17 protein-coding genes, 7 pseudogenes and 1 other annotated feature are annotated in these 25,397 nt (G+C 59.2%); of the genes and pseudogenes, 12 read left to right on the forward strand and 12 right to left on the reverse strand.

Annotation, left to right across the window (positions count from 1 at the left end):
• Positions 1-59: 59 nt before the first annotated feature.
• Positions 60-242, reverse strand: a pseudogene (locus ACVISU_RS17600) (helix-turn-helix domain-containing protein); the annotation flags it as partial.
• 341 nt (positions 243-583) lie between these two features.
• Here ACVISU_RS17600 and ACVISU_RS17605 point away from each other — a divergent pair.
• Positions 584-722, forward strand: a pseudogene (locus ACVISU_RS17605) (IS5/IS1182 family transposase); the annotation flags it as partial.
• Between the two features lie 194 nt (positions 723-916).
• Here the strand turns inward: ACVISU_RS17605 and ACVISU_RS17610 are convergent.
• Complete coding sequence (locus ACVISU_RS17610; protein ID WP_456707754.1) at positions 917-2,050, reverse strand: FAD-dependent oxidoreductase; 1,134 nt, start codon at positions 2,048-2,050, stop codon at positions 917-919.
• A gap of 1,071 nt (positions 2,051-3,121) precedes the next feature.
• Here ACVISU_RS17610 and ACVISU_RS17615 point away from each other — a divergent pair.
• Positions 3,122-3,354 (forward strand): annotated as a pseudogene (locus ACVISU_RS17615) (integrase catalytic domain-containing protein); the annotation flags it as partial.
• Positions 3,355-3,358: 4 nt separating this feature from the next.
• On the opposite strand, the gene ACVISU_RS17620 reads toward ACVISU_RS17615, so the two are convergent.
• Positions 3,359-3,580, reverse strand: a complete 222-nt coding sequence (locus tag ACVISU_RS17620; protein WP_456707755.1) for a hypothetical protein — start codon at positions 3,578-3,580, stop codon at positions 3,359-3,361.
• 206 nt (positions 3,581-3,786) lie between these two features.
• Here ACVISU_RS17620 and ACVISU_RS17625 point away from each other — a divergent pair.
• From ACVISU_RS17625 to ACVISU_RS17635, 3 genes and pseudogenes are all read left to right on the forward strand, one after another.
• Positions 3,787-4,557, forward strand: a pseudogene (locus ACVISU_RS17625) (IS256 family transposase); the annotation flags it as partial.
• 82 nt (positions 4,558-4,639) lie between these two features.
• Positions 4,640-5,905 carry a transposase gene (locus ACVISU_RS17630; RefSeq protein WP_456707756.1) on the forward strand — a complete coding sequence of 422 codons (1,266 nt, stop codon included), beginning with the start codon at positions 4,640-4,642 and terminating at the stop codon, positions 5,903-5,905.
• An 80-nt stretch (positions 5,906-5,985) separates the two neighbouring features.
• Positions 5,986-6,399, forward strand: a pseudogene (locus ACVISU_RS17635) (transposase); the annotation flags it as partial.
• Between the two features lie 182 nt (positions 6,400-6,581).
• Here ACVISU_RS17635 and ACVISU_RS17640 read toward each other — a convergent pair.
• The 3 genes from ACVISU_RS17640 to ACVISU_RS17650 all read right to left on the reverse strand — a co-directional run bounded on the left by ACVISU_RS17640 (position 6,582) and on the right by ACVISU_RS17650 (position 10,166).
• Positions 6,582-7,631 carry a PLP-dependent cysteine synthase family protein gene (locus ACVISU_RS17640; RefSeq protein WP_456707757.1) on the reverse strand — a complete coding sequence of 350 codons (1,050 nt, stop codon included), beginning with the start codon at positions 7,629-7,631 and terminating at the stop codon, positions 6,582-6,584.
• Positions 7,628-8,608 (reverse strand): GHMP family kinase ATP-binding protein, encoded by a 981-nt coding sequence (locus ACVISU_RS17645; protein WP_456707758.1) that lies wholly within the window; start codon positions 8,606-8,608, stop codon positions 7,628-7,630. Before ACVISU_RS17645 ends, ACVISU_RS17640 begins: the two co-directional genes overlap by 4 nt.
• Positions 8,609-8,945: 337 nt before the next feature.
• Positions 8,946-10,166 (reverse strand): M24 family metallopeptidase, encoded by a 1,221-nt coding sequence (locus ACVISU_RS17650; protein WP_456707759.1) that lies wholly within the window; start codon positions 10,164-10,166, stop codon positions 8,946-8,948.
• Between the two features lie 1,022 nt (positions 10,167-11,188).
• On the opposite strand from ACVISU_RS17650, the gene ACVISU_RS17655 reads away from it, so the two are divergent.
• Complete coding sequence (locus tag ACVISU_RS17655) at positions 11,189-11,491, forward strand: hypothetical protein (RefSeq protein WP_456707760.1); 303 nt, start codon at positions 11,189-11,191, stop codon at positions 11,489-11,491.
• A gap of 319 nt (positions 11,492-11,810) precedes the next feature.
• Here ACVISU_RS17655 and ACVISU_RS17660 read toward each other — a convergent pair whose 3' ends face one another.
• Entirely contained in the window at positions 11,811-12,077 is a 267-nt protein-coding gene (locus ACVISU_RS17660) for a hypothetical protein (protein ID WP_456707761.1), read from the reverse strand.
• Positions 12,078-12,733: 656 nt separating this feature from the next.
• Here ACVISU_RS17660 and ACVISU_RS17665 point away from each other — a divergent pair.
• From ACVISU_RS17665 to ACVISU_RS17685, 5 genes and pseudogenes are all read left to right on the forward strand, one after another.
• Positions 12,734-12,988 (forward strand): annotated as a pseudogene (locus ACVISU_RS17665) (integrase core domain-containing protein); the annotation flags it as partial.
• Positions 12,989-13,364: 376 nt separating this feature from the next.
• A complete protein-coding gene (locus ACVISU_RS17670; protein WP_456707762.1) occupies positions 13,365-13,592 on the forward strand; it encodes a hypothetical protein in 228 nt (75 codons plus the stop codon).
• Positions 13,593-13,981: 389 nt separating this feature from the next.
• Positions 13,982-14,686, forward strand: a complete 705-nt coding sequence (locus ACVISU_RS17675; protein WP_456707763.1) for an AAA family ATPase — start codon at positions 13,982-13,984, stop codon at positions 14,684-14,686.
• Between the two features lie 259 nt (positions 14,687-14,945).
• On the forward strand, positions 14,946-15,683 hold the full coding sequence (locus ACVISU_RS17680; protein WP_456707764.1) for a hypothetical protein: 738 nt from the start codon (positions 14,946-14,948) through the stop codon (positions 15,681-15,683).
• A gap of 720 nt (positions 15,684-16,403) precedes the next feature.
• Positions 16,404-16,838, forward strand: coding sequence for a pyridoxamine 5'-phosphate oxidase family protein (locus ACVISU_RS17685; protein WP_456707765.1), 435 nt, complete (start codon positions 16,404-16,406; stop codon positions 16,836-16,838).
• 703 nt (positions 16,839-17,541) lie between these two features.
• On the opposite strand, the gene ACVISU_RS17690 is transcribed toward ACVISU_RS17685, so the two are convergent.
• From ACVISU_RS17690 to ACVISU_RS17705, 4 genes are read right to left on the reverse strand one after another with little or no spacing between them, the layout of a single operon-like run.
• Positions 17,542-18,612 carry a D-alanine--D-alanine ligase family protein gene (locus ACVISU_RS17690; protein WP_456707766.1) on the reverse strand — a complete coding sequence of 357 codons (1,071 nt, stop codon included), beginning with the start codon at positions 18,610-18,612 and terminating at the stop codon, positions 17,542-17,544.
• Complete coding sequence (locus ACVISU_RS17695; RefSeq protein ID WP_253639196.1) at positions 18,603-19,478, reverse strand: 7TM domain-containing protein; 876 nt, start codon at positions 19,476-19,478, stop codon at positions 18,603-18,605. The genes ACVISU_RS17690 and ACVISU_RS17695 overlap by 10 nt, the downstream gene beginning before the upstream one ends.
• Entirely contained in the window at positions 19,475-21,082 is a 1,608-nt protein-coding gene (locus ACVISU_RS17700; RefSeq protein WP_456707767.1) for a gamma-glutamyltransferase family protein, read from the reverse strand. Before ACVISU_RS17700 ends, ACVISU_RS17695 begins: the two co-directional genes overlap by 4 nt.
• A 15-nt stretch (positions 21,083-21,097) precedes the next feature.
• Positions 21,098-22,150 carry a KamA family radical SAM protein gene (locus ACVISU_RS17705; RefSeq protein ID WP_456710847.1) on the reverse strand — a complete coding sequence of 351 codons (1,053 nt, stop codon included), beginning with the start codon at positions 22,148-22,150 and terminating at the stop codon, positions 21,098-21,100.
• A gap of 1,268 nt (positions 22,151-23,418) precedes the next feature.
• Between ACVISU_RS17705 and ACVISU_RS17710 the strand changes: the two are divergent.
• Positions 23,419-24,284 (forward strand): annotated as a pseudogene (locus ACVISU_RS17710) (DDE-type integrase/transposase/recombinase); the annotation flags it as partial.
• Positions 23,702-23,818 (forward strand) — a sequence feature (AL1L pseudoknot). Its footprint overlaps the pseudogene before it by 117 nt.
• 29 nt (positions 24,285-24,313) lie before the next feature.
• On the opposite strand, the gene ACVISU_RS17715 reads toward ACVISU_RS17710, so the two are convergent.
• On the reverse strand, positions 24,314-24,640 hold the full coding sequence (locus tag ACVISU_RS17715) for a DUF2169 domain-containing protein (protein ID WP_456707768.1): 327 nt from the start codon (positions 24,638-24,640) through the stop codon (positions 24,314-24,316).
• Positions 24,641-25,397 lie beyond the last annotated feature (757 nt).

Consider the following 25,397-nt stretch of genomic DNA (forward strand, 5'->3'; position numbering starts at 1 on the left):
TTTAAGTTATGCCGCCATGGCGGATTGTTCCAGCATGGCATAGTGGCGTTGTTCCCGCCTCGACGACACGCAGCTTCGTCGCCCTCCGCCTCATAGCGCTCCGCCCAGCGTTGAAACGTCCGAACACTGATCCCAAGAACCTCCGATGCTGCCTCCTGCGTCAGTTCCTTCGCCTCCGTCCGATCCAGCAAATCTGAAAACCGCATCCGTCGTACACCCTCGTGAATGGATGCCGCGCCCATCGTGCCCCCTTGTTCCGGAGCACCGAAAACACGACACTTCACGAGCTACAAACAGGCGACAGATCACGAGCTACTGACACATCAACCGCGGACGGCTGACGGAAAGCAAGAACATTGGTAGTCTCGGTCATGGCGTATCGCTCTCCTCAAGAGGTTCTGGCAGGCTCGTCACCCGCCTCGATACGCCGCCTTCCTCACACCGTCATCACCCAGATTCCGCCATAGCTCTACGAAACGCTTCGCTACCGGCTTCTTCAACAGCCTGCTAACCCCTCGATGAGCCAGAGCCTCCCTTCTCGAAACGCCTGATCAGTCTCAAATTATCTGACGTCGTCGGACAGCGGGACGTTATTGACCGCACAGAGACACGCGCCGGCTGCGCGATCGAGCGGGTCTATGTCGACAACGACTACCGGCGGCCACGACGCGCGAAATCCCCGCCGCGTCTTCACTTCAGGTCAGAAGCGCGGCGTCGTCGGCGCGAGCTGTGCCGCACAGTCCTCTTCTCAATCTCTGTGATATTGAATCATTTAATCGGTAGTTGCCGGCCGAAATAGATGCTGCCTCTGGAGCGAGCGGGCAGAAGCACGTTTGCCCGGAACACGGCGCCTACTCGGAACTATTTTTTCATAATCTTGGTTGTTCTCCAATTGACTTCGGCGGCCGTTTTCGATTCAGACAGGCGCAGACAGGAATGCGTAGCCTTCACGAAGAAGACCTATCTGATATTCTCGGCTATGCATCGGATTGCGCTCTTCGTTACAAATGGCGTATCCGATGTCGTATATGCGCTTGACCCTCTCCTCACGCCGAACGCAATACCCCGCGAGCGCGGTTTCCAGGTCGTGGCTGCGATGGAGTTCCTGAGCGAGGACCAGAGCATCCTCGATCGCCATGCCGCCGCCCGACGTCATCTGCGGTGTCAGCGAGTGAGCCGAGTCACCCAACAATACGACGCGGCCGCGGTGCCATGGTGCAGGCATCATCAATACGTCGAACGGGCGGTAGCTTATATGATTGCCCTCGCCGACCAAGTCGGCCGCTTGGATCAGTTCGGGCGCCGTAAATGGGGCGAGCAGGTTTCGAACATAATCGCAAACCTGATCTTGAGCGACACGAAGCGTTTCATCCGTGGTTTCCAGGAAGAACAGGTAACACAGCTCCTTCGACAGCGGCAGCGCGCCAACCACTCTCCCCATCGGATGGCGATAGAGGATGAAGCCGTTCATAGCTTCGGTCCGAGAAACAGTGTAACGCCACACTCCTTGGCCGGCGTAGTGCGGCTTGAACTCTTCGCCGAAGATTTGCTGGCGCGTCTTGGAATAAACGCCATCGGCCGCGATCAACAAGTCTGCGCGATCTGTCTCGCCGTGCGAGAGCTGCACCGTCACGCCCTCAGCGTCCTGATCAATCCGAGTGACAGTCGTATTGAAGGCGATCTCGGCGCCGCTCGTCCTGGCGGCCTCCTCCAGGATCTGCCCGAGGCGCGGCCGCATGATCCCTAGCGCGGCTGGACGATCCGGGTCCCAAATTCTTGGCGAGAACTGCTGATGCAGCGGGCTTCCGGCGGCGTCGCGTATCGATACGACGTCCCAGCCGTGACCGCCTTGCAGACACGCTTCCACCAATCCCAATTCGGCGAGCGCTCGCAGCGCATTCCCGAGTAGGGTGATGCCAGTCCCGATCCGGTCGCTCCTATCTCCCATTTCGATGACTCGCACAAACACGCCGATGCGTCGAAGCGCATGGGCGGCTGTCAAGCCGCCAATACCACCGCCCACGACGATAACGTTCTTCACCGCGCCCATGTTTCCTCCTACACGTCCGTTGTTCATCTCCGGTGGTTCACTACGCCACTGCGCCGTCTCTGTGTGCAGTTCATCCGCTCGATACAGCGAGACTGCGATGTACTTCGTTTCGAGAGAGTCCTTGATGCCTTCGATCGAGCTTTCCCGAAGACCGCTCGCCTTGCTACCGCCGAAGAGCGCCGCGGGATTGGAAACGAGCTTCGTTGGCGTGCGTCACGGCGTGCGCCCGTCGTCGAAGGGCACGATTGGCGCCACTTCGCTGAGATGGCCGCTGAGGTGCGGCCGCTGCTAAACTCGTCGATCACCGACTTCTAAACGATGTCGAAGGACCGGAGAATCCGACCGCCGCGGTCATCGTCGATTGGTTCTTTGGCCGCATTCTTGGCTGCTAGAGTGTGCGGATTTACGAGAACGACGAGTCTTGGGTCGAGGTTAAAGTCGGTTGAGTGAGGCCATGAGCTGGGGCAGACGAAAAAAGGGTCTTCGCAGCTGCGCCTGAGCCGCAAAGTCGACGCCATCTGTAGAACGTTGATGGTGTTGGTCCCGATCTCGATCATGCGATCAGCGTAGATTTTGAACGGATCTGCTTGTGTCGGACTGCCTATCGCCTTCATCCGGTGCACCGTTCGCAAGTGAGGCCGAACTGCAAGCCAACTTTGTGGCGCCTAATGGAGCGTGGGCGGCCAGATCTGCCAATCATCGTCACAGATCGGACAAATCTCGCCCTTCCTCGATGCCGAGATCACTCAGGTGCCCGTTCACTGAGTGTGGAAATCCCCAAGGCAAATCCGCCGTGTCTGTCGAGTTCAAAACGGATGTCCCCGAAAATCGAGCGAAGCCTCATAGCGTCGGTCGCAGCAGGCATGGTAACCGCAAACGTTACGTTCTGAAGGCCGCCGCTCTCCAGGTGACCAATTAAGACCATGCAACCAGCTACCATGTGTGCAATCCAACGAGTTAGATCGCCCCAGCTAACTCTAGGCGTACTCATCACGAAGTGCGACTACCAATTCTTGGAGGTGGAAGAGCCGCGGGATGCCCCGATCGCTATCGAACTAGGTGGGGCCGGCGCGCATCCTCAATATCGTCGACGATGTCACCAAGGAATTTCTGGCGCCATTCCTGACACGTCGATCTCGGGCCGGCGTGTGGCGCGGGAACTGACGACGGTTGTCGCGCGGCCCGGCAAACCCGGCCTTGTCGTCTCCGACAACGGCACCAAACTCACCTGTAACGCCATGCTGGCCTGGTACAAGGAAACCGGCATCGACTGGGACTATGGGACGAACGGGCGTCGACTGAAGCGGCCTAATTAAGCTTCAGCTCTTTGATTGCAAGCCGCGAAATGGCTGATACGTTCATTACGCCGCGCGCGCGGACCTCAATGACCTTACGCGCGATAAATTCGCAAAGTGGGTCTCCTCGCTCGACCAACCCAAGCGATTCCAGCGTGAGCTGGTAAGCCCAATTAGGCGATTTCCGCTCTTTTTCCGTATAGGTACTTCCGGCGAGCAGGCGATTGATTGTCATCGGCCAACGATCCCGTTGAACCGATAATCATGCCTGAATAGTGGGGCCATTATCGTAGATCAAAAAACACGGTCAAAGTTCTGCTACATGGCACATGTGTGTACATCTCATAAGCGCTCTACGAGAGCTATGGCGGAATCTGGGTGATGACGGTGTGAGGAAGGCGGCGTATCGAGGCGGGTGACGAGCCTGCCAGAACCTCTTGAGGAGAGCGGGACCTGCTTGCTAGGGCGATCGAGATCGAGGTTGGCGCGTTTCTGGCCAGCACGGCCAGTCTGACGCTGCCCGACGGTCGAGCGCGCCTGGTCCGACATGGGCACGGTCCGGTGCGCGAGATTGCGACTGGCATCGGTCCGGTGGAGGTCGCTCGTCCCAAGGTCCGCGACCGCGGAGCGAGCGGGCCAGGCGACCGCCTCCGCTTCAGTTCGGCAATCCTGCCGCTATGGGCGCGGCGGACGAAGAGCCTGGGTGCCTTGATCCCGGTCCTCTATTTGCGCGGCATCTCGACCGGCGACTTCCAGGAGGCGCTCTCGGCGCTGCTCGGCAAGGATGCGCCGAACCTGTCGCCTTCGGTGATTGCCGGCCTGAAGGCCGATTGGCAGGTCGAGTACGAACGCTGGCAGAGACGCGATCTGTCGGCGCGTCGCTATGTCTACATCTGGGCCGATGGCGTGTACCTGCAGGCCCGCATGGAAGATCACAGCGAATGCATGCTGGTGCTGATTGGTACCACGGCGGAAGGCAAGAAGGAGCTGATCGGCTTCCAGGTCGGCGTGCGCGAGAGCGCGCAGAGCTGGCGCGAACTCCTGATCGACCTGCGGCAACGCGGGTTACGGATTGCCCCGCAACTCGCCATCGGCGACGGCGCCCTCGGCTTCTGGAAGGCACTGGACGAGGCCTTTCCCGGCACGCGGCACCAACGATGCTGGTGCCATAAAGTGAGCAACGTACTCGACAAAGTCGCCAAATCCGTGCAGGGCCGATTTTGTTGAAAAAGACGGCTGTTGCGACGCAGTGATATCAGTGATTCAGTCTGTCTAGTTGGCAGGACTAAAGATCATGATGGGGCATCGACAAGTCGAACTGGCTGCTTTGTTCTATGAGTTCTCGCTCGAAAGACATATCCCGACTGATCACTTGCTGCGGTTGATTGACAGGTTTGTCGATCTTGAACAGGTCCGGCGGGACCTGGCGCCTTTCTACAGCAGCATCGGTCGGCCTTCGATCGATCCCGAGCTGATGATCCGGATGCTCCTGATCGGTTACTGCTTCGGCATCCGATCGGAACGGCGCCTGTGCGAGAACAGGCATGGCCGCTTCCGGCAGAGCGACCTCTTCCGTCGCGTGTTCGAGAGCGTGCTGCGCCGATGCATCGAGGAACGACTGGTCGGCGGTGAAGGATTTGCAGTCGATGCGAGCCTAATCAAGGCCGATGCCAATCGGCAGAAGGGGATCGAAGGCGATAAGGGACTTCCGCCGGAGGCTGCCGGCCGAGCAATCGATGAGTATCTGGCTGTCCTCGATGATGCTGCTTTCGGAGCCGCGACCGAGGTTACCCCGAAGTTCGTATCGCCCTCCGACCCGGCGGCGCGCTGGACGGGGGCGCACGGCGGCCAAGCGTTTTTCGCCTATTCGACGAACTACCTGATCGACATCGAGAATGCGATCATCGTCGATGTTGAGGCAACGACGGCAATCCGGCAAGCGGAGGTATTGGCCGCTAAGCGCATGATTGAGCGCTCGCTGGAGCGGTTTGATCTCTATCCGAGCCGGCTCCTCGGTGACAGCGGCTATGGCTCGGCCGAGATGCTCGCCTGGCTGGTCTATGAGCACGACATCGAGCCGCACGTTACAGTCTTCGACAAGTCGGCCCGCACAGATGGGATCTTCTCGCGCGACGACTTCGCCTATCATGCTGGGGACATCTATCCTTGCCCTGGTGGCAAAGTTCTTACCACGACCGGAACGTTGGTGAATGATGGTGCCACCATGCTTTACCTCGCCAGCAAGCGCGATTGTGATCGATGCGCATTGAAGGCTCGGTGTTGCCCCAAGCAGGCTTCACGGAGAGTGCCGCGCTCGATCTACGAGGGCGCTCGCGACATGGCGCGCCAGATCGAGAGATCGTGGGAGGGAGGCACCTCGCGCCGGCTCCGCAAGAAAATCGAGATGTTGTTCGCGCACCTCAAGCGCATTCTCAAGCTCGACCGTTTGCGTTTACGAGGTCCAAACGGCGCGCGCGACGAGTTCATCCTCGCAGCCACCGCCCAGAACCTTCGAAAGATGGCCAAGCTGATCCCGATGCCCAGCCCGAGGCTCGCATAGGGTCGGTAGAGCAGTTCGGCCACGTCGCGACGGAGCTATTACAACGAAAACTGCCGGCCTTTTTCAACGGAATCGGCCCCATGAAGAACGACCTGCGGAACATCTATCTGGCCCCACACCGGGCCGAAGCTGAAACCGCGATCGACGTCTTCGTCGAGAAATACCACGTCAAATACGAACGTGCGGTGGAGTGCCTGATCAAGGATCGCCACGCGCTGCTCGCCTTCTTCGACTTCCCTGCTGAGCACTGGATCCACCTAGGCAGCTCGAACCCGATCGAGAGCGTCTTCGCCACGGTGCGCCACCGAACGGTGCGGACCAAGGGATCGCTGTCGCAACAAACCGCGAAGCTGATGGCGTTCAAGCTCATCGACGCCGCGTCGAAGACCTGGCGGCGATTGAAGAGCACGAACCAGTTGCCGAAAGTCATCGCAGGTGTAAAGTTCATCGACGGAATCGACGTCATTCCGAACACTGAAAGCCACGCCGCCTGATCAGGCCGCGTCACCCAAAATCAGCCATAGCTCGCACAAAGCAAAAGCAAACATATGCTCCGGACCGCGAACCGGTGGGTCCTTGCGTATCGGTGTTCCGTTTCCGACATAAAGCCGTGGCTGTGAATCGGCATCCAACATTTAACATTGACCCCGCACCGCTTCCGCCCGGCAGCGGCGATTTAGCCAAGGATCCTATGTGCCATTTCTCCTCCACTCGGCATCTCTTCCAACGACCGCCGTCCCCAGATCATGCGTGTCCATGTCTCCTCTCCACCTGGCGCGATCTTCTCAATTGTGACTGGCGCATCGGCAATGGCGACCGGCCACCCCTTCAGAGCGGTGAGCCACTTGCTGTTGAACACGGTCTCTTGATATCGAAAACCTTCATCGGGCAGGATGACGACCGTCATCGCCCTGGGGTGGTGCCGCGCATACCACCGCGCCACCAAGGCCGCTGCTCCGCTCGTTGGACCCATAAAGAGCGCATGGTCCCGACAAAGTTGGTGCGCCGCGGCGAAGGCCGGCAGAGCGCCAACCCAATGGACCTCATCAACCAGGCCGTGGTCCAGATTGCGGGGCAAAATCGAGTTACCAAGCCCGCGCAGCAGCCGCTGTCCGGGCGGATGGCCGAACAGCACACTGCGAGGTGTGTCAACGGCGAGGACGACGAGGTCGGGAAAGATTTCGCGCAGGATAGCCGCCGTGCCGCACAGGGACCCTCCGGATCCAGCGCAGCCGACGAGACAATCGACCTGACCGACCTGGCGTACGAACCATTCAGCTAGCCTGCCATAGGCACAGCAATTTTCGGGATTATCATACTGTGCGGGCCAGAACGTTCCCGCATGTTCTTCGCGGATCACCTGTAGCCGTTCCAGACGACGGCTCTGAGCCCCCGAACCGTCCGGATCGTCCACGACATCTAGCCGCGCCCCGAGTAGTCTCAGTCGGCAGCGGAGCGTTCGATCGATAAAGGTTTCGGCGCTGATTAGGGTCAAACCATAACCATGCGCCGCCGCGATCATGGCGAGCGCCAGGCCGAAGGTACCGGATGTCGTCTCAACAATATGACCGCCGGGTGCAAGGTGCCCAGAGGCGCGCGCACGGGCAATCATAAAGCGGGCCGGGATAAGCTTCATCAAGGGAAAGCAGGCAGCGAGAAGATTAGGGGCGAGACGCGCTGGCCGCGGTGTTTCGTAGGCAGCAAGAAACGTGTCGGCGCTGTTCACGGGGAGATGGCTCCATTCGCGTACGTAGCGAAGACCGTAACGTCCTCAAATCCGGAATGTCTGAGGCGGTCCGCTACTGCGTTGGTTCGTTCAATCACGCCCAATTCCTCCGCCGGAAACAGGATGCCCATTAGCGTGCCACTATGGGCCACTTGAAGCCCGCAACCGCCGACTTCTGCTGTCAAACGCAGCATGTCGTCAAAGCGGGATTTGGAGAGATGGCGCTGGCTAATTCGGGAACTCGCGGTCGCCACCCACCCGAGTAGGCGCGCATTCTGTCGTTTGATCGCCTGGGCGGCCAGGCCGCGCAAACACCGAAATTGTTCAATCTCACGCGCATCGTAACGGGCCGGCGGCAGATGCAACGTGTCGACTGGCTGGTCACTTGGATGCCTGACGCCCACCACCAGGAATGGCGGACACTCGTCGGCAAAATGCTCGATGACCATCCCTTCGCGCTGAGCAAACAACACCGCTCGGCCATCATAAGCGGCAGGATCGCTGGCGCCTTCGGCCGCCACCGCAAGTTGCGATACCGTCGCGCAGGAAAATGCCTTCCCCGCTGAGGCCGCCGCGGCGCGGATCGCCGCAACGACATCGGCGGTCGAAGAGCCGTAGCCATGACTCGCGGGAATGTTGCTTTCAATCGTGAGATCTCCTCCATATTGGACAAACCCGAGATGTTTGAACGTTAGTGCGATCGCCCGCGCGGCCTTAGTACGACCGGTCGGCGATATCTTGATCTCAGCCGTATTCCGTGGCCGAAAGGTCGCGACCGAGTGCCGAGCTGGAAATGGCATCGTGATAAGGCCGCGATGAAGGCGTCCATCGTCAGCTTCGAATACACCCTGCAGCAACTCACCGTGATGACCGATTGCACAGCCAACACCGACATGCAGCAAGTACCTTGGTGCAAATTCGTTCACAGGACCAGAGCCTCGAGCGCCTTCATTTGTTAGAGCATCGCCCGCACCCATGACACCCGCTCATGGCACGACGGCCTACATAATTGCAGGTAGCTCATTTGGGTAAAGCTACCAGAATTGGGGAGACACGGGTTCTCTGAGCAGCCCTAGCATGAAACTTTCGGGCTATGGGCGCTGCTGCGGTAGCTGGTTCGCCGAACCACATTCTGATAAACGTGTAATCTCGAGCGCGTTGACTTTGGAGCGGCAACGTCCCCGGCTTGTGAAGAACCGCTCGACCGCTTGCGGAAAGCTTGTAGCTCCGCGGTTCTTTCGCGAAGCGTTCGATGTGCGAGGCTCCGCCGATTGCGCGCTCAAGCTTCCGCGCGAATGAGAGCGATCTCCGCCGTCATGGCGACACCATCAAGCTGCCGTCAGTGGTCATGAACGTCTCGATGCCGTCAGCGCGCACGACGACAGTGTCTTCGACCTGAAGGCCGCCCCAGCCTGCCTCGTAATACGGTGTCTCGACACACATGACCATCCCCTCCTCGATGAGGTCGGTACTGCTCGGCGTGAGATCGGGCAGATCGTAGCCATCGATCCCGATGCCATGTCCAACATGTGAGCGTGAAAAGTGATTGATGCCCTCTTTTCGCGTGACATCGACGGCCCTCAAGAACACGTCTGCTGCCTTGACACCCGGCTTTATCATCTCGAGTGCGGCCTGAACGCCGCGATGCAGCGCGCGATGATACAGTTTAGTTCTTGCCGAGGGTTCTCCGAACACGGCGATGCGCGCGATATCGGCGCGGTAATGCCTGAAGCGCCCACCGACATCAAACCGAATGATGTCGCCATCGACCAGGCGAGCGTCAGACGGCTGCACGTTGGGCATAGCACTGCGCGTTCCGAAGCCAATACAGCCGAGTACCGGTTGACAATCGCTATCGACCGTCTTCCGGTGAAACGCGCGCGCCATCTCAATCTCGGTGATATCCGTTCGCGCTTCCGCCAACGCGGCTTGGATCGCGCGCTCAGCAACCTGAGCGACGTGTCGCAATCGGCTAATCTCCTCCGTAGTCTTGACGGCGCGAACAGTTCTGAACAGGGCGCAACCTGGGACGAGCGTCGCGTTTGGCAATAGCTCTTGCAGGCGCTCCCAATTGCCCGGCAGCAGTCCAAGCTCGTCAATCGCAATACGTCCCTTGGCGACGCGCGCATCGATAAGTGCCTTGGCGAGCGCCTCGAGTGGCGTACCATCATCGGGTAGGCCGAAGAGGCGCAGGAGTTTCTTATCAAGGCCACTGCGCACTCCTTCTGCGCGATCCATCTGAAAGTAGCCAAATCTGCGGACGTTGGGCACCCAGATATCCTGGTCAGCAAGAAGATCTAGCAGAGCGGTTGGGGCGACCACCGTAGATCGCTCCGGGCCTTTCCGGGGAATGACGACGTACGTCGGTGGACCCCTTCTAATCCACTGTGATAGTGCCCAGTACCCACTTGCGTAGGTCACGTTCTCTGGCGAGCTTGCCACCAAAGCGTCAACATTCTCCAGTCTCAGAACTGCTTGGAGACGATCCAGATTGATAAGTTTGCCGGAGTGCCTTGACTGCAAAAGTGTCGCCATTGAACAGCTTTCCGGCTGACAAGTCGGCTGGAGTGCGTCCCAGCATTGTATCGTGCACGGTGTTGCCAACCCAGCGGGCGTCTGTATTGTCACCGCGCGCTTCTCGGTGTGCTATGCTGAAGCCGACCTTCGTCATGCTCTCTAGCTCAATCGGGGACCGCGCCGAACGTCGTCGTACACGTCATACAAGCGTGGCGGCAGCCTGAAGGACCATCGACCTCGCTACCGTCGCCTTTCACCTGTGCAGCGTTGCGAAGCTGATCGACTAGCGCCCCTCCGCAGCAATGCGACCGACGTTCATTAACCGGAGTAGCAACGAGCGTGCCAAAGCGTCTATCGATGCTAGCTGCCTATCGCGAGAAACGTTGGTTCGAACGATAGTCACGGGTGTCCGAAAGCTGACAGCGGACGCGGCCGTAAGATAGCGGACAAGCGGCGCTCGGTCGATGCGTGACCAACGTACTGGGAAGAACGGAGCCGATCGACGTGCCGGAGCTTCGTTGCCCTCGCCAGCGGAACTGGACGCAGCTTTTGTGCTGCTCTCCCTCGGTCAAGATCATCGCGCAGGTTGGAAGCGGCGCTTAGGCGTCTTGTGCAGTTGTAGACTTCAGGCACGAGCTCGCAGACAAGTCGGGTTGATTTTAGTCAAGGGCATCCGACGCACTCTCAGGTATTATAGACGACTATCGCTGGAGGCGAGCCGTTGTTTGAAAACGTGGCTCGCATCATCAAACGGTGAGGAGGAGGGCGCTGGGAATATCCTAGCACTTCGGCGGACGGCTAGGAGACGGAATGACGACCTACCAACGGGTGACGCTGGGGCTGGGCGCTCTTGGCTTCATCGGGACTTGGATACTCGGTGCATCAGCCTTGGGCGCGCGGTCGAGCAAATGCGGGCGGCCGTCCGAGAAGAGATCGACTAGGAACGCGAAAAGTTCATCGACAAAATCGATGAGCTAGAGCGGCGTTTCGATGCAGACCAAAAAACCCAAGACCACAATTTCGGAGAGGTTGGTGCAGCCATGCGACGGTACATCGCCGACGTCGAGAAGAAGGTCCGCAAAGTCGAAATCTACGGGCGCGACAACTACGTGAAGAAGGACGAGTTCGTGCGCGCGACGGATTCAATCCGAGCCGACATCAAGGCCCTTGGAGCAGAGATCAAAAGCGATCTCAAAGGGCATGCAAAAAGAACTGATCGGCAAGGCGTCGCAGATCGAGCCCGGCCCGATTTCGAGGGGGAGGGCGTGCGGAAAAATGCGCGGGCAGATGGAGGCACCGCCCGCGCGAAGTTGGCTACGCCGAGCTTGGTCCTCTGGGGATAAAATGAGCAACCAAGCCCGCCGACTTTCCCGCAACTCGCGTGCCAGCCGCTATGTCAGGGGGGGCGCCAAGCAAAAGCGTGCGGACGGCTGCATGGACCGCCCGCACGTAGTTACGCTAAGCAGGAGGCTTGTCCCCTCGGGAGGGTCATTCAAGAAAGACCAAGCCGTGCCTGGCTCAGCAAGCCGCGTGCCAGACATTCACACGCGCCGCGAGAGGCCAAAACGGCGCGCTTTTCACACGCGCGCCGCTACTGTTAGCGCGGCTTTTCGAACGGGAATGCTGACAACCGGACACTGCTGGACGAGATCGGACGCGCATCTAGTGATGTCGACGTCGTCGCGACATGAGTGGATCAATTTGCTCATCGTGCACGACCATAAGTCTACCAGGTTTCACGCCGAGCCTTTGCAGCTGCTCCTCTTCGATCGGGCAGTTGAGCATTGCGGCCTTTGCGCCGGACTCAGCTATGGTCATTTTCACCGCTTCCGCCGGGTCCGCGACGGCAACCACGTAGGTTATGTGCCTGAATTCGTCGTCGTCGCCGTCTTCCTTGGGCACGGCGACCGTCAGTATCCAACCATCCATGTTGCTGCGCTCCCAAGCAGTGGCCGTGAGCGACCATCCAGCAATTTCGGAGCCATCGGATAGGCATGTCATCAACCCTGATTGCGCACGGTGGACCCCACCAATACTGGCAGCTAGAGCGGAGCTCCTTCGACGTTCATGCTAATGAGCCATCGTAAGCTTCAGGACTAGCGTCGCCCGGTCGGGAGGCTTGGCAATGGACCCCGTTCGAGCAATTTAGCATCTCCGCACTTTCAACGCTGCATCGGAGACGGATGACGATATCGATGGCGCGAAGGCTGCGCTCGAAGAGATAAAGGGCATTGCCGATCTGGCCGACACCTTGATCAGTGTCAGGCTCGGGAGAGCGCTACCTGTCATCCGCTTAATCCATCACGATCCGGACGATAAAGATGCGCAGGTGACAGACATTAAATTTAGCCTCGAATATGGACCACATCACCATAGGTGGTGGGCCTACGTAACGATCTCTGACTTTGATGTAGTCCAGCAAGGCACTGAGCTTCGGAGAATTGGAGAATTCTCCGAAAGTCTTCGGCAAGGATTTGTGGGGCTATCGACGAGGCTCATGAAAAAGCCGCCCGGAACGGCCTGATCATCGCGCCGAGACAGTGTGTGGCATTAATTCGAAGTCGGAATCGCCAGCAACTTTCGTTTGGAACGGCCGGATGCGTGACGAGCTCCTGAATGAGACGCTGTTCTTCGGTCTCGACGATGCCTGGGGCAAACTCGCGGCATGGGTCGCCGACTACAATGGCGAACGCCCCCATTCCTCGCTGCAATACCTCACGCCCGCGGCCTACGCCGCCTCTCTCACCGCAACGGGCGCTCGGCTGCGCAACCCCGACCAGCTCCGCCGATCGCCCGTTGCTTCCACCGAGCCGCAAGGCGTACAACTGATCTGCCACTGAACTTTCATCCAGCGGCAGTTAAAGTCTCGGTGGTCGTTGCATCAATCGCAAGCGGCTTAAGCTCTACCCCCGATGAGCCAGAGCCTCCCTTCTCGAAACGCCTGATCAGTCTCAAATTTTCTGACGACGGACACCCAAGGTTCGGTGTGGAGGGAGAAGGTTCCTGGAATACCGTCCGGCACACCACCCGATTCACAGCCAGCGTGTCCATTGGCTGCGGAATTGCAGAGGCTCGATAGCTCGTGGGCGACGCTTCCCGAGGCGCAGCAGGATGCGTAGTTGGATAGTGACTGTCGCCATCGAGAAAGACGGCGACGACGATGAAGAGTACCGGCACGTAACTAACGCGGTTGCAGTCGCTGACTAGATCGAAGCCGTGCAGCTGACTATTGAAGACAACAGCGCCAATGCCGCAATGCTCAACTTCCCGCTTGAACCTGAAATGTTGCAAAGTCTCGGCTTGAGGCCAGGTGGGCTGATCGTCTTACACGATGGTGAGATTGATCCAATCACCTTGCGTCCTCGGCATCAGCCGCACGTCTCCATCGCGTTCAACGGTGTCGGATTGATGACGTGCCTGTCCGGAAGCTGCAACAGCACTTAGCTGGCGCGGTTGTCTCTCACGACCTCCCGCTGAATCCGTCAAAATGGCAACAGCGGACTCACGATTCCGGTATGCCCGCCAAACGGATTCCGTCACAAACAGGCTGCCCCTGACGAGAAAGGTCAGCTTATCACTCGATGCGCCGTCGCGAAAGCGGCAAACAGTAAGGGTCGGATTAAGCGAGAGTCCTGCCTTTGTAGCAGCGCTGGCCGGCATCTTTAAACGTTCGGGTTGGCCGTGGAATGTCCGCGTGGCCCAATGTTTGGACCGGCCGGCGTTGGGCGCCGTATAGCGCGCTACTATAGTTAGTAGCTGCGCTCCGATTTGATTGTGAGTTCCGCGCTCGCTATTGATGCGATTCGCGATAGGGAATGGTAGGCTCACCTCGTGTGTTTCATGTCGTTGTTGTCCGGGACGCGCAGGCGATGTATGTCCTTGCTCTAGTCACCCAAAAAGGAGGAAGCGGCAAGAGCACGCTGGCGGTCGGAATCGCAGTGGCCGCGATGGGAAACGGGGAGCGCGTCGGAATTGTCGATGCGGATCCACAAGGGACGATCTCAAAATGGACAGAGCGGCGCGGGCACCCCTTTCCGCGGGTCGTTCGGGTCGCCGATCCCGCCACAATAGAAGGGGCGCTCGTCAGTCTTGAATCTGAGGGGATCTGGCTTACAGTTATCGATACCGCCCCCACGTACAATGCAGTGGCTATGCGTGCCATCGCGAGTGCTGATCTTTGCCTGATGCCGGTGCGTCCAAGTCTGGCCGACATCGAAGCTGCGATACCTACGCTGATTGCCATTCGTAGGCTCAACCGCCGATTTGCTTTCGTGCTCAATCAGACGCCACCGCGGGGTTGCCGCTTGAGTGAAGCTGCAACGTCGCTCAATTCGCTCGGGGTGCTTGCGCTTCCCTGTATCGGACAGCGCAATGACCACCAGGATGCGCTTGGGGCAGGATTAGGCGTGACCGAGTTTTCCCAAGAGGGAAGAGCCTCGGAGGAAGTTCGCGAGCTATGGCGCTGGATCTTAAGGAAGCTTGTCGAGGGGGCATCAGATCATGAGCCGCACGCAAGAAACGAAAAAGCGGCGTGGTAGGCGGACGCGCTGCGTGCGACGCTCGCTCGTGGAGCTTACCGCGGCGGCGAGCCGAGCCGTTGACGATGGCCTCTTTGTGTTGTCCGGCGGGGTTGCTGCTTCCAATCCGCGATCGGAGCTCACAGGCGCGAATACATCTGATCAACCAATCCTTGCAAGGCAAGCGACGGCTCCGAGTCCCTTTGCGGCGCTTGAATCTCGGAATGCGGCAGTGCCGCGAAAGTACGAACTCCCAGATTCCGACACTGCCATCGAGAGAATGGTGGAGATTGCCAAGGACAATCAAGACAGAGCTTTTGAAAACATCAAAGCCGGACTGGATGTTGCGCTGGACCGTGCAAAGGACCTCGCCGAGACCCGGGTGGAAGGTGAAGCGGCGTCAAAAGTCGGTCCCATTCTTGAAAACGATTTATTGACCGTTCTTAAAAAAGCCGCAACGGAGTGCCGCGCGGATGCGGTCGAATTGATTGTGCAGAAGGAACCACCAGCCGACAGCGCAGGGCAGCCGCAATCGCGATACATGCGGCGACTCACTGACGAGGCAGTCAGATTGCTGGACGATCTTCGGAGCGGCAAGCTGGGGAATGAGGCGCACTTCATCCTGAGCGAATGCTTCAGAGAAGCCGCCAGCGTGTTCTCTATGATCAATCAGCAGCTCAAGCGCGACGGCTATGCCGCGAGCATTGATCCATCAATCTTCATCTGGCTCGCCAATATCACCGAACCGGAGACGCGCGACACCGGGACCATGCGGCTTGAGATCGTACCCAACCACCGAGGTCGTCCGAGCACGTACACGCGCCAGGTCGCTCAATTCGTTTGGCACCTTGTCGAGGGGCAGGGCTGCGGACGACAAGCCGCATATCGGGGGGCGGTCACGAAGTTCACCGTGAGCGCGAGTTTCGCCGAGAAGGCCTATGCCTTTTGGGAGCCGATCTTCAAACGGGCGGGACCGCACGTTAAGATGCTGACCCGCATTTCAGATCCAGAAATGTAAAGCTAGACTAGTGTTCTGTCTCGTTAGTTCGTAGTGTAATAACTGCAAGTGTTTCGGGTGTCGCGATCGAAGGAGATACCCGATGCGCCCCGAACGCCCGAAAGCGAATGCTGACGATTTCCAGTGACGAACGCACGCACTCACGGCCATGACACGGTCGCGGTCGCTCCCTGCGGCACTGGCGCTGCCAGCAAAGATCGTGCTTCCCTGCGAACGTGAGCCGAGCAACGCCCTCGCGGCAACCCGGCTTGGTGTCGTTCCACATAGGATCGGAAAATGGCGCAATCGCTTCATCGCAAATAGCATCGAGGGTCTCTACGACGAGATGCGTGCCGGCAGGCCCCGCACTATTGGGGATGAGGCTGTGGCCAAGTTGATCAGAAGACGCACGCTCGCAGGCCTAAAGCCGCAACCCATTGGAGCGTGCGCGCCATGCCAAAGAGAGGGGAATTGCCAAAGGCACGGTTCATCGCCTGTTCCAACTCTTCGGTCTGCAACCTCAGCAGCGCACGCCGCGGCCGAGCCCGCGCGGAGGTCCGCGCTGGCGTTTGAATAGGCGTGCACCCTCAGAGTGGCTGCTTCTACATTGAACGGCAGTGGCCCGACTTGACAATAATACCGACGCGGTCGAGCTCGAATTACGTCTTGATTTAACTCAACCTTGACTGGCCCACCTTCGCTATTGTGTTCAACACTGCGGGCGAGCGTGAAGGTGGACCCATGGACGATTTATCTAGGTGCAAGATACAGGCATTGCTCGATCAGCATCGCATCATGCGCTGCGGCTGGCCCCAAGTAACTACAGTGGGCTACGCCAACGACGGCTTTGCGATCTATTTCCTATGCGGGAGAGACAGTCAGAAATCAAACAATCTGACCCGAGACAACCGCGTGTCGCTCGCGATCGACGATGACACCGCGCAGGTGATGGAAATCACCGGGCTGTCAATTGCGGCGCGGGCCGAGGTTGTGGATGATCCCGCCGAGGGCGAAAAAGCGCTGCGCCTGCTATTCGAGAGGTATCCAGAACAGAACTCCATGCTGGGTCGGCTGCCGACGCCCTCAGATGTTCGCATTTTTCGGCTAACGCCAACTGTGATCTCACTGCTCGACTACTCCACGGGATTTGGCCATACTGTTCTCATTCCGTGCTGAACGTAGGGTTGATCGGCGCTGACGCTTATGACGTGTATTCCAGGGGGACGGGTATAGTGTCGGATTAATCCATGTGTCCTCAGACTACTACATCGCGACCTTTGAAACGAATAAGCGACCAAGTCGCTGGTCGTGGGAAATTTGCCGCCATAGCAAGCCCATGGGAGTCAGGATCACGGCTGATGGATTTCGGTCAAGGATGGCAGCAGAGTATGCGGGTGAGCGAGCACTGGCGGATTTCCTGAATTTGCTCGCGAAAGAAGAATGGCGCGACCGCTCTAGGCCGCAGCCAAAGAACGGTAACAAGGCCTAGGTGGGCCGTTCCGAAAGTACGTGGAGCTAGCGCTACGCGTCCTAAGCAATCTTGGTCGCGAATGCCGAAAACGGCAGCGATTTGCCGGGGGGCTTTGATTGAAACGCTCCCCCGCTACCAATCGTACGAATTTCCAGGCCAGCCTACGATCCTCTACGACATCGTACTTCGGATGGTTGCGGTTGGCGCGCTAGGCGCGAGCGTTCGCCGGACTGGTTAGATTGAGTGTGGGCAGGTTCTGGCTGCGCAAATCGGACGTCTGACTGAACCACCGCTTCGGCCGAGAGCCAGAACGAAACCTCTGTATTGCGTGACCTCAATATCAAAGCGAGGCGCAAAATAGGTCGGAGCGCTTGGTCGGCTTTGTCGAAGCCAGGAGACGTGGTCCAGTCAGTTGCCGGAACGACAGCCCAGCGGTCCAACGGCAGAATAAATCCGGTCACGAATCGCCGCTTGTTCGGCCTCAGAGATGCCGATTCCGAAATAGCGCGTGTGGGCCACATCCAAGATGCGATTGACCAGGCCCGGGAAGCTGTATCCGGCGGTCTTCGCGGCCAGGATGTACGAGGCGCTCATGCCGAGTGCCGCCATGGAGTTGATCTCCAGGACAAAGGGCCGTCCCGAGTGATCAATCCGGATGTCGACGCGGGCGTAATCTCGGCATTGGCAGGCACGGAAGGTCGCAACCGAAATATCCCGCAGAAGCTTCGCGAGGCTGCTCCCAATTTGAGCCGGGCAAATCTTCTGTGGCTCCGCGGCTCCCATGTGCATCTTGTCTTCCCAGGTGATAAGGCGGGTTTCGCGCTCCCCAAAATCTTGCTCCACCAAAGGCAAGGTCTCAGGCTCCCCATTTCCGAGCAGTGCGACACAGATTTCCCGACCTTCAACGTATTCTTCCACGAGCGCATCCTGCGCATATTCCGTGACGATCTGTTCGACGGCCTCCCTCAATCGAACCGGTTCATATACGAGCTGCAATCCGAAACTCGTGGATTCGTGGACCGGCTTCACCACGACCGGAAATCTGAGGTCGCCGGTACTCTCGGTCCCGTGACGCATCACGCGAAAGTTCGGAGTCGGCACCCCGCGATCGCGGATCAGCCGTTTGGTGATGACCTTATCGAGCGCCAGACCGTGCCCGAGCGGGCTCGAGCCGGTGTAGGGAATGCCGGCCAATTCGAGCATGGCGGGAACGTGCGTGTAGCGGCACTCGCCCTGAATTCCATACGCCATGTTGAAGACGATGCCGGAGGGCCGGCCGTGGGGATCGGCCGGCATGAACCGCTCGAGAGTAGTAAGCAGTCCCTTGTCGCCTTCGCACAGCAACGTCTCGTGTCCGCCTTCTCGCAGTGCCGCCATCACATATTCGACCGTTCTGCGGCCGTATTTCTCCGGACAAAGCTGGCCGAACCGGTTGATCACGCCCGTATGATCATTGTTCCACACCACGGCTACCCGCATGACTGCTTTCTCCCTTGTGTTTGTCCGCTGTCAAGTCGTTCGGTTGGATCCGCTTGATGAAGGGGAAGCAGCTCCGCTGGACGAACCGCGCTCAACTGGCCGCGCCGCCAAGCGGCAAGCGGGTTTGCTCCCTCCAAGAGGCGGAAATCGAGATACTCGTTGATCAGCAAAATGCAGCCGGCCTGCACCAGCAGCAGTTCCGGGAAGCGCAGATAGATGCCCAGCGCACCCGGCAGGCTCATTACAGTTACGATGGTGAGGGCTGCCAATACCGTGGTAAACGTACGCCAGACCGCTTCGTAGACTCCGTCCTCGCCAAGCACTTTTGCGAAGCTCTCGCAGGTCAAACACAGCGCGATCACGGGGAAAAGCGCTATCTCGCGAAGCCAGGCAATATCCCACCAATTCCCCGCCAGCAAAGGCGCGTCCAGCAGCGCTGCCGCCACACTCAACAGCACGGCTATTCGCGCGTAACTGTGGTCCGTCTTGAGCAGTGGCAGCAAAGCCACGGTAACAAGGAGCACCAAGAGCAGGAATGCGAGGCCGATCGGGATGCCGATGATGTCGAAGCCTATCGCCGTCAAGATTGGCCGAAAGAGGCCCAGCACCTTGACGCCAAGCGTGAGGCGAAAGAGCACGACCACGACGGCGCCCAGGGAAACAAACAGCACGCTCTCCGCGGACTTGTAGAACTGGGCAGGCAACTCGGTAAGGGAGAAAAAACTCGAACAAATGGACGAGGTCGGCAGCATCGGAAGCTTGCTGAGCGCGATCCCGAGCGGCAGGGCAAAGAGCCCGACGAGCAACCAGTCTGTCTTGAGCGCGGCGGCCGCTTGCGCATCGTCGTTCTTGCATGTTCCGTTCAAGAGAGCACCTCCGCAAGGCCATCACGCCGGGGATCGGCCGCGCCTTTCACGCAGCCGTCGGCAGCAAATTGCAGCGCATTGACTGAGCCCATCGCAAAACTGTGCCGTGACTTGACGATCGGCATGCGGCCGCGCGCACGCAATTTTGCCAACAAAGACTCACTGGCCGCCGGTCGCTCGATCCAGACCTTGCGACCGACCAGCCCGTGGACGCGAGGCGCCGCCACGGCCTCGGCGATGTCCAAGCCTCGGTCGATCACGCCACTTACGACCTGAAGAATTGCCGAAACAATCCGGCGACTGCCGGCGGCGCCCAATGCGAGGAGGGGCAGGCCGGTTGAGCCCTGCAACACCAGAGTCGGGGCCATGTTCGAGCGCGGTCGACAACGTGGCCCGAGTCCATAGGGGTGAGACAGCCGGGGACACGTGCAGAGATAATTGTTGTATAAGAATCCCAGTTCACGATGCGCCACTTTGGCGCCGAAGAGCGACTGAATGGATTGCGTCAGCATCACGACGGTCCCGTCCCTATCGCAGACCGATAGGTGGGTGGTATCGCCCGGCTCTTCGGGGCTATCGAGCTGCGTGCCGGTTCGTGAATTCAGGACGGTGTCGGCGACCCGCCGCGCATACTTTTCGCCCAACCGCAAGTCGCGCAGATGCGGAGTGAGGTCATCTGGCGCCAAAGGGCTGAGCTCCCTCTCACGAAACACGGCAGATGAGGCGAGCGCGATCGCAGCGCGCCAATCATCATCGGAGGAGGCGACTCCTGGCGCTCGCGTCTGTGCGAGGACATTAAATGCCAGCAGGAGTTGCATCCCACCGCCAGGCGGCGGGGCACTGACAATCCGATGTCCTCCGTAAAGCGCCGAAACCGCGTCTGCCTGCGCGGGCGCACGGCAGCTTGCCAGATCTGCTTCAGTGATGAGACCTCCACAGGCGCGCATGTCAGCTGCGATCTGCCGGGCGATTTGGCCGCAATAGAAGTCTTCGATGCCGAGATCCGCAAGCCGGCGTAATGTGGCGGCAAGCTTCGGTTGTCGAAAGGTACGACCGATGTCTGGCGGCAGGCCCTCGTGCAGGAACAGCTCGCCGGCCGGGGACGCGCGCAGATAATCGGCTACCCACCGGGTGTGTCGCTGCTGCAGCGGCGTGATCGCATAGCCTTCTTCGGCGATGCGGATAGCTGACGCCATCACCCTTTCGCGGCTGAGCACACCGTATTTGCGATGTGTCCAGTCCAGCGTCACGGGAGTCGATGGAACCGTGCAGGAGCGGTACCCGCGCCGCTGCTCATTCACCTCGATCGTACCGAGCGAAGCGGCCGCGGGCGCCCGGGAATGTCCGTCGATAAATTGCGTTCGACCGTCCGCAAACCGGACGAGCAACACGGTTTGCCCGCCGAGACCCGACGCGCTCGGTTCGCAGACGCACAGCGTCCATGCCGCAGCCACCGCCGCGTCGATCGCATTGCCCCCGGCACGCAGGATTTCCGATCCCGCTTTGGTAGCGAGGGGGAAAGCCGTCACCACCGCCCCGTCGCGTTGCCGCATCGGAACGGCAGCATTTTCGAGTTCCACGCGCTCTGGGTTGATGATCAGCATCGCGGCCTTTCAATCTCATGCTTCAGGCAGATCGTCCAACCAGCAGGCGCCTCCGACGTGCGGCCGGGAAAAGATCTTTCCGATTTTTGCGGGAGTCTTGTTCTGATGATATCGCATGTACACGCGGTCATCGGCTCCGAGGTCGAGGATCTCGATCTTCCCGGTGTAGTGGGACATAATGTATTTGAATGTCTTCTGGATGCCGCTTAGACGTTGGTTGATGCCGCGCGCGATCTCGATCCCGCGGCGCAATGAAACTTGAAAATGCGATGCGCCCTTCACCGGCCTGCCCTGAAAAAGATAATAGGGGCGGACACCGATTTCGTGACATTTGGCGAATGTCCCCGCCAGGACGTCGGGATCATCGTTGACTCTTGAGAGGAGCACGGATTGGTTGAGAAACTGCACGCCTAGCGCGCGCAGGGAGCGGATGTTGCGCTCTGCATCGACCGAGATTTCGCCGATGTGATCGAAATGTGCGACGATCACTGCGGTTTTGCCCGCGTCTTGGATCCGCTGGAATAGAGCGGCCAGAGCCGGATCCTCGAAACGCCTGGGCGCAAAGGCGACCGTTTTTGTTCCGAAGCGGATCGAAGTCAGATGGGGGATTGGCAGCAGGTGATCGGCAATCTTGTCGAGCTTGCTGGTGCTGAGCACAAATGGATCACCTCCCGACAGCAGCACGTTCGTCATCTCTGGATGTGCGCCTATGTATTGCGCCGCGCAGGCAAGATCGGGGGCGATTTCATCGGAATCCTTGCCGACGATGCGCTTGCGGAAGCAGTAGCGGCAATATGAAGCGCAACGGTCTGTTACCAGCAGCAACCCGGTCTGGGAATACTTGTGCTGGAGGCCGGGCACGACCGTGTTATCGTGCTCGCCGCTGGTATCAAGTCTGCCGCGACTGTCGAACTCCGCGAGCGAGGGCTCCACGATGTGCTTGAGCTGGTCGTAGTAGCCACTGGCCGAAATCTGCTCGCGATAGAAGTTCGTGACGTGATAATGCGTGATGTCGTTGGCCTGCAGCTCATCCTCGGTAACGATGCGCGCGCCTTCGATGAAGTTCATGACGGCGGCGTACGGCCGCACGTCCGATCCTGTCGGTGATAATTGAGGCAGGCAAACGCCAGGCGCCGCCGAGGTTGTCAGCATGAATGCACTCCCTGTTAATTGTGTGATGAAGGCGCGTCCCCGGCTGACGCTGCACGCCGCCGGACGCATAAACGATGAAAACTCTCTCCGACGCACAGCCCTGCCAGAAGCTGCCACAACGAGATGTCGAAGCAGTGCGACGCCGTCTGCGCGATGCAATCCGTCCGAGTGAGGGCCAGGGCATTAATCTTTTCCACCAGATGATTATTTAGGGCCGCGCGGTCGATCATTGCGCGCCCTTAGGCTGGCCCATCGAGCCAGACGTAAACAGAATGTACGCGAGTCCGTCCTCGTTCGATGATGGCACGACAGACGAAGTCTGGCCCTGTGTCGTAACGCCGCCTCCATCGGCATGAATTGCGTGGCGCCTTTGCCATTCGCCTGGAACAGGCCGAGCAAATCCAGCTGGTGTGGGCCAATAATCAGAGCGCAGCGGCTCTGCTCGATCATGAACGATGCACGCGAGGCCGGTAACGATGGATCGAGCGGCAAGTACGTCGATGCCGGCTTCAAAATTGCGACGACCGCCCGCCCAGTCGAGGTCCCGCTCACCCAATAGCCGACGACCTCGCCCTGAGCGCCATGCTCTCGCAACGTCCTTGCAAGGCATCCGATCTTGATCGCAGCGCCTTGTAGGTGAGTTCGTCCGCGCCGACCCGCAACCCTCTCTGGATCCGATCTTGCAAGGCGATCGATCGCCATGATCGCGTCGATCGGCTGACATTCCCCAAACCGATTCTTGCCGGATCGAGTTTCCGTAGCCATACGCGTCCCGCCATTCATCACCTTGTGCGGCCCTTAGATTAGAAATTTGTTGGGAGTCCGAACTGCCCGCCGGCGGCGACCGACTCTCGGTGAACTGAACCTCACCAGCTCTCAGCATCAGACGTGCCAACTTGGCCAAAGGACGGGTTAATGTGCTTTTGCGTCAGCCGCGCGCGGCGCCTGGCGTGTTCATTGTCTGACCCCGAACATAACCGTCTTCAACCGAACGCGGTCATGTTAGGTCATTGCCGATCAATCCTGACTAGATAGGGCTCCGGTATGAACGCCTCGTCATTTGCCTCAAAGGTGAATATGGCGAGCCAGAATGCGCGAGTGAGCCTCCGCGCTATAACCACTCGACCATAGTACTGAACCGCCCCGGGTTTGCCGGAGGCTCCAACTCCTGAGAGGATGGAGCCATGACAAGCAAGACGACGAACAAGTTTTCGCCTGAGGTCCGCGACCGTGCGGTTAGGATGGTACTGGATCACGCCGGCGAGCACCCTTCACGCTGGGCGGCGGTGACCTCGATTGCGGCCAAGATCGGCTGCACGCCGCAGACGCTGCATGACTGGGTCAAGAGGACCGAAGTCGACAGCGGGCAGCGGGCTGGCGTTCCAACTGAGATGGCCGAGAAGCTGAAGGCCCTGGAGCGGGAGAACCGTGAGCTTCGGCAGGCAACGAGATCCTGCGCAAGGCGAGCGCCTATTTTGCGATGGCGGAGCTCGACCGCCGGTCCAAGCCATGATCGCCTTCATCGACGATCACCGTGGGACGCACGGGGGCGAGCCGATCTGCAAGGTCTTGCCGATCGCCCCCTCGACCCACCACGCCCATGTGGCCAAGTGTCGCGAATGATGCGGGATATGGGCTTGCAAGGGGTGATCCGCGGCAGACCCGTCAAGACCACGATCAGCGACAAGGCCGCACCATGCTCGCTGGATCACGTCAACCGCCAGTTCAAGGCGCCACGACCGACCGAACGTGCTTTGGCTCTCCGACTTCACCTATGTCGCGACCTGGACCGGCTTTGTCTACGTCACCTTCGTCATCGACGCCTATGCCCGCAGGATAGTGGGCTGGCGGGCCTCGCGCACGGCGCATGCGGGCTTCGTGCTCGATGCGCTGGAGCAGGCACTGCATGATCGACGGCCGGTCCATCGCGGCGGGCTCGAGTCAATACGTATCCCTTAAGTACACCGAGCGCTTGGCTGAAGCTGGCGTTGAGCCGTCTGTCGGCAGTGTCGGAGATTCCTATGACAATGCTCTCGCCGAAACCATCAATGCTGGAACAATCGGCCATGGCCGCATAACTTAAACCAATTGGCCTCCGGCAAACCCGGGGCGGTTCATCTGCCAATAGCGGTCGTTGGTTACCAGAAGGTGCTTCTGGATCGCTCCGGGCGCAAAGCCTAACACTATGCGCTCGGTTGGCCGTCCCTCAGGTGCTGCCGCGTGTCCGCCGATGAGCACTTCGGCTTGCGGCTTGGGCATGCCGACGTCGAGAGGGTTGCCGGGCGGAAGCTCCTTCGCGGCCATGACCCAAAGTTCCTGCTCGCCTTGCAAACGATCTGCGCGCGGGTTGGCGAGGTCGAACATCGCGAAGACCGAAATGATGAGGCTCGTAGGAGACGCTCGCATTTGGTCAACAGACCCAGTGTGCGGGGCTTTACAAGAAGGGGCATGAAGCCTGCCAAGGCGTTAAGCCTGCCAAGACGTTTTCGTCCCTACCAATATCTCTCGAGCGTGACAGACTGTCGGTCTCACGATGCAAACGCTCTTCATGTCCCATACCAAATTTGGTAGGCAGCCGTTTAGCTCCGCGTTGCGTAAACGGTCGTTCCCGCGGTCGGCCTGTGGATGCGCGGGCACTCGCGAGGAATTCCGGCATGGATATAGGCAACTGCCTACCGCCCTTAAGCGAAGCTGGGCGCGGAGCACAACAGTTGCCATGAGTTATTGGCATTTCGTGAAGAGTTCTGGCGACAGCGACTAGTAGAGCAGTTCAAGATAGTTCAGCTTCCGTTTTCGGTCGTTAGAAGGCAAGGCTCCGGCGACATATCAGTCGAGCGCTTGGCTCATGCCGCATGCGTTGGCGGAGCTATCTCCCAGTGATCGTGCAGAACATCTGTTAACCGCCTGGTTGATCTATCTCGCCCGCACTACTGGGGAGTCAGAGTTACAATTGGGGTACGCATCCGACGGGCGCCGTCTTGCGTGACGGGTGGCAATTCGCGAAGCCTGTGGCCTTAAGTCTAGCAGACCGTGTGAAAAGTCCGATGCATTCCGCCCCTTACTGTTTTTGGCGCTCGTTTCAGCAGATATTTGGTTGTCTGACCGAGGAAAGCCGTCCTTAGCCCTACCAGAGGCAGCATGAAGCTGTATTTTCGAGCTACCG

Source organism: Bradyrhizobium sp. USDA 4452 (assembly GCF_054063575.1).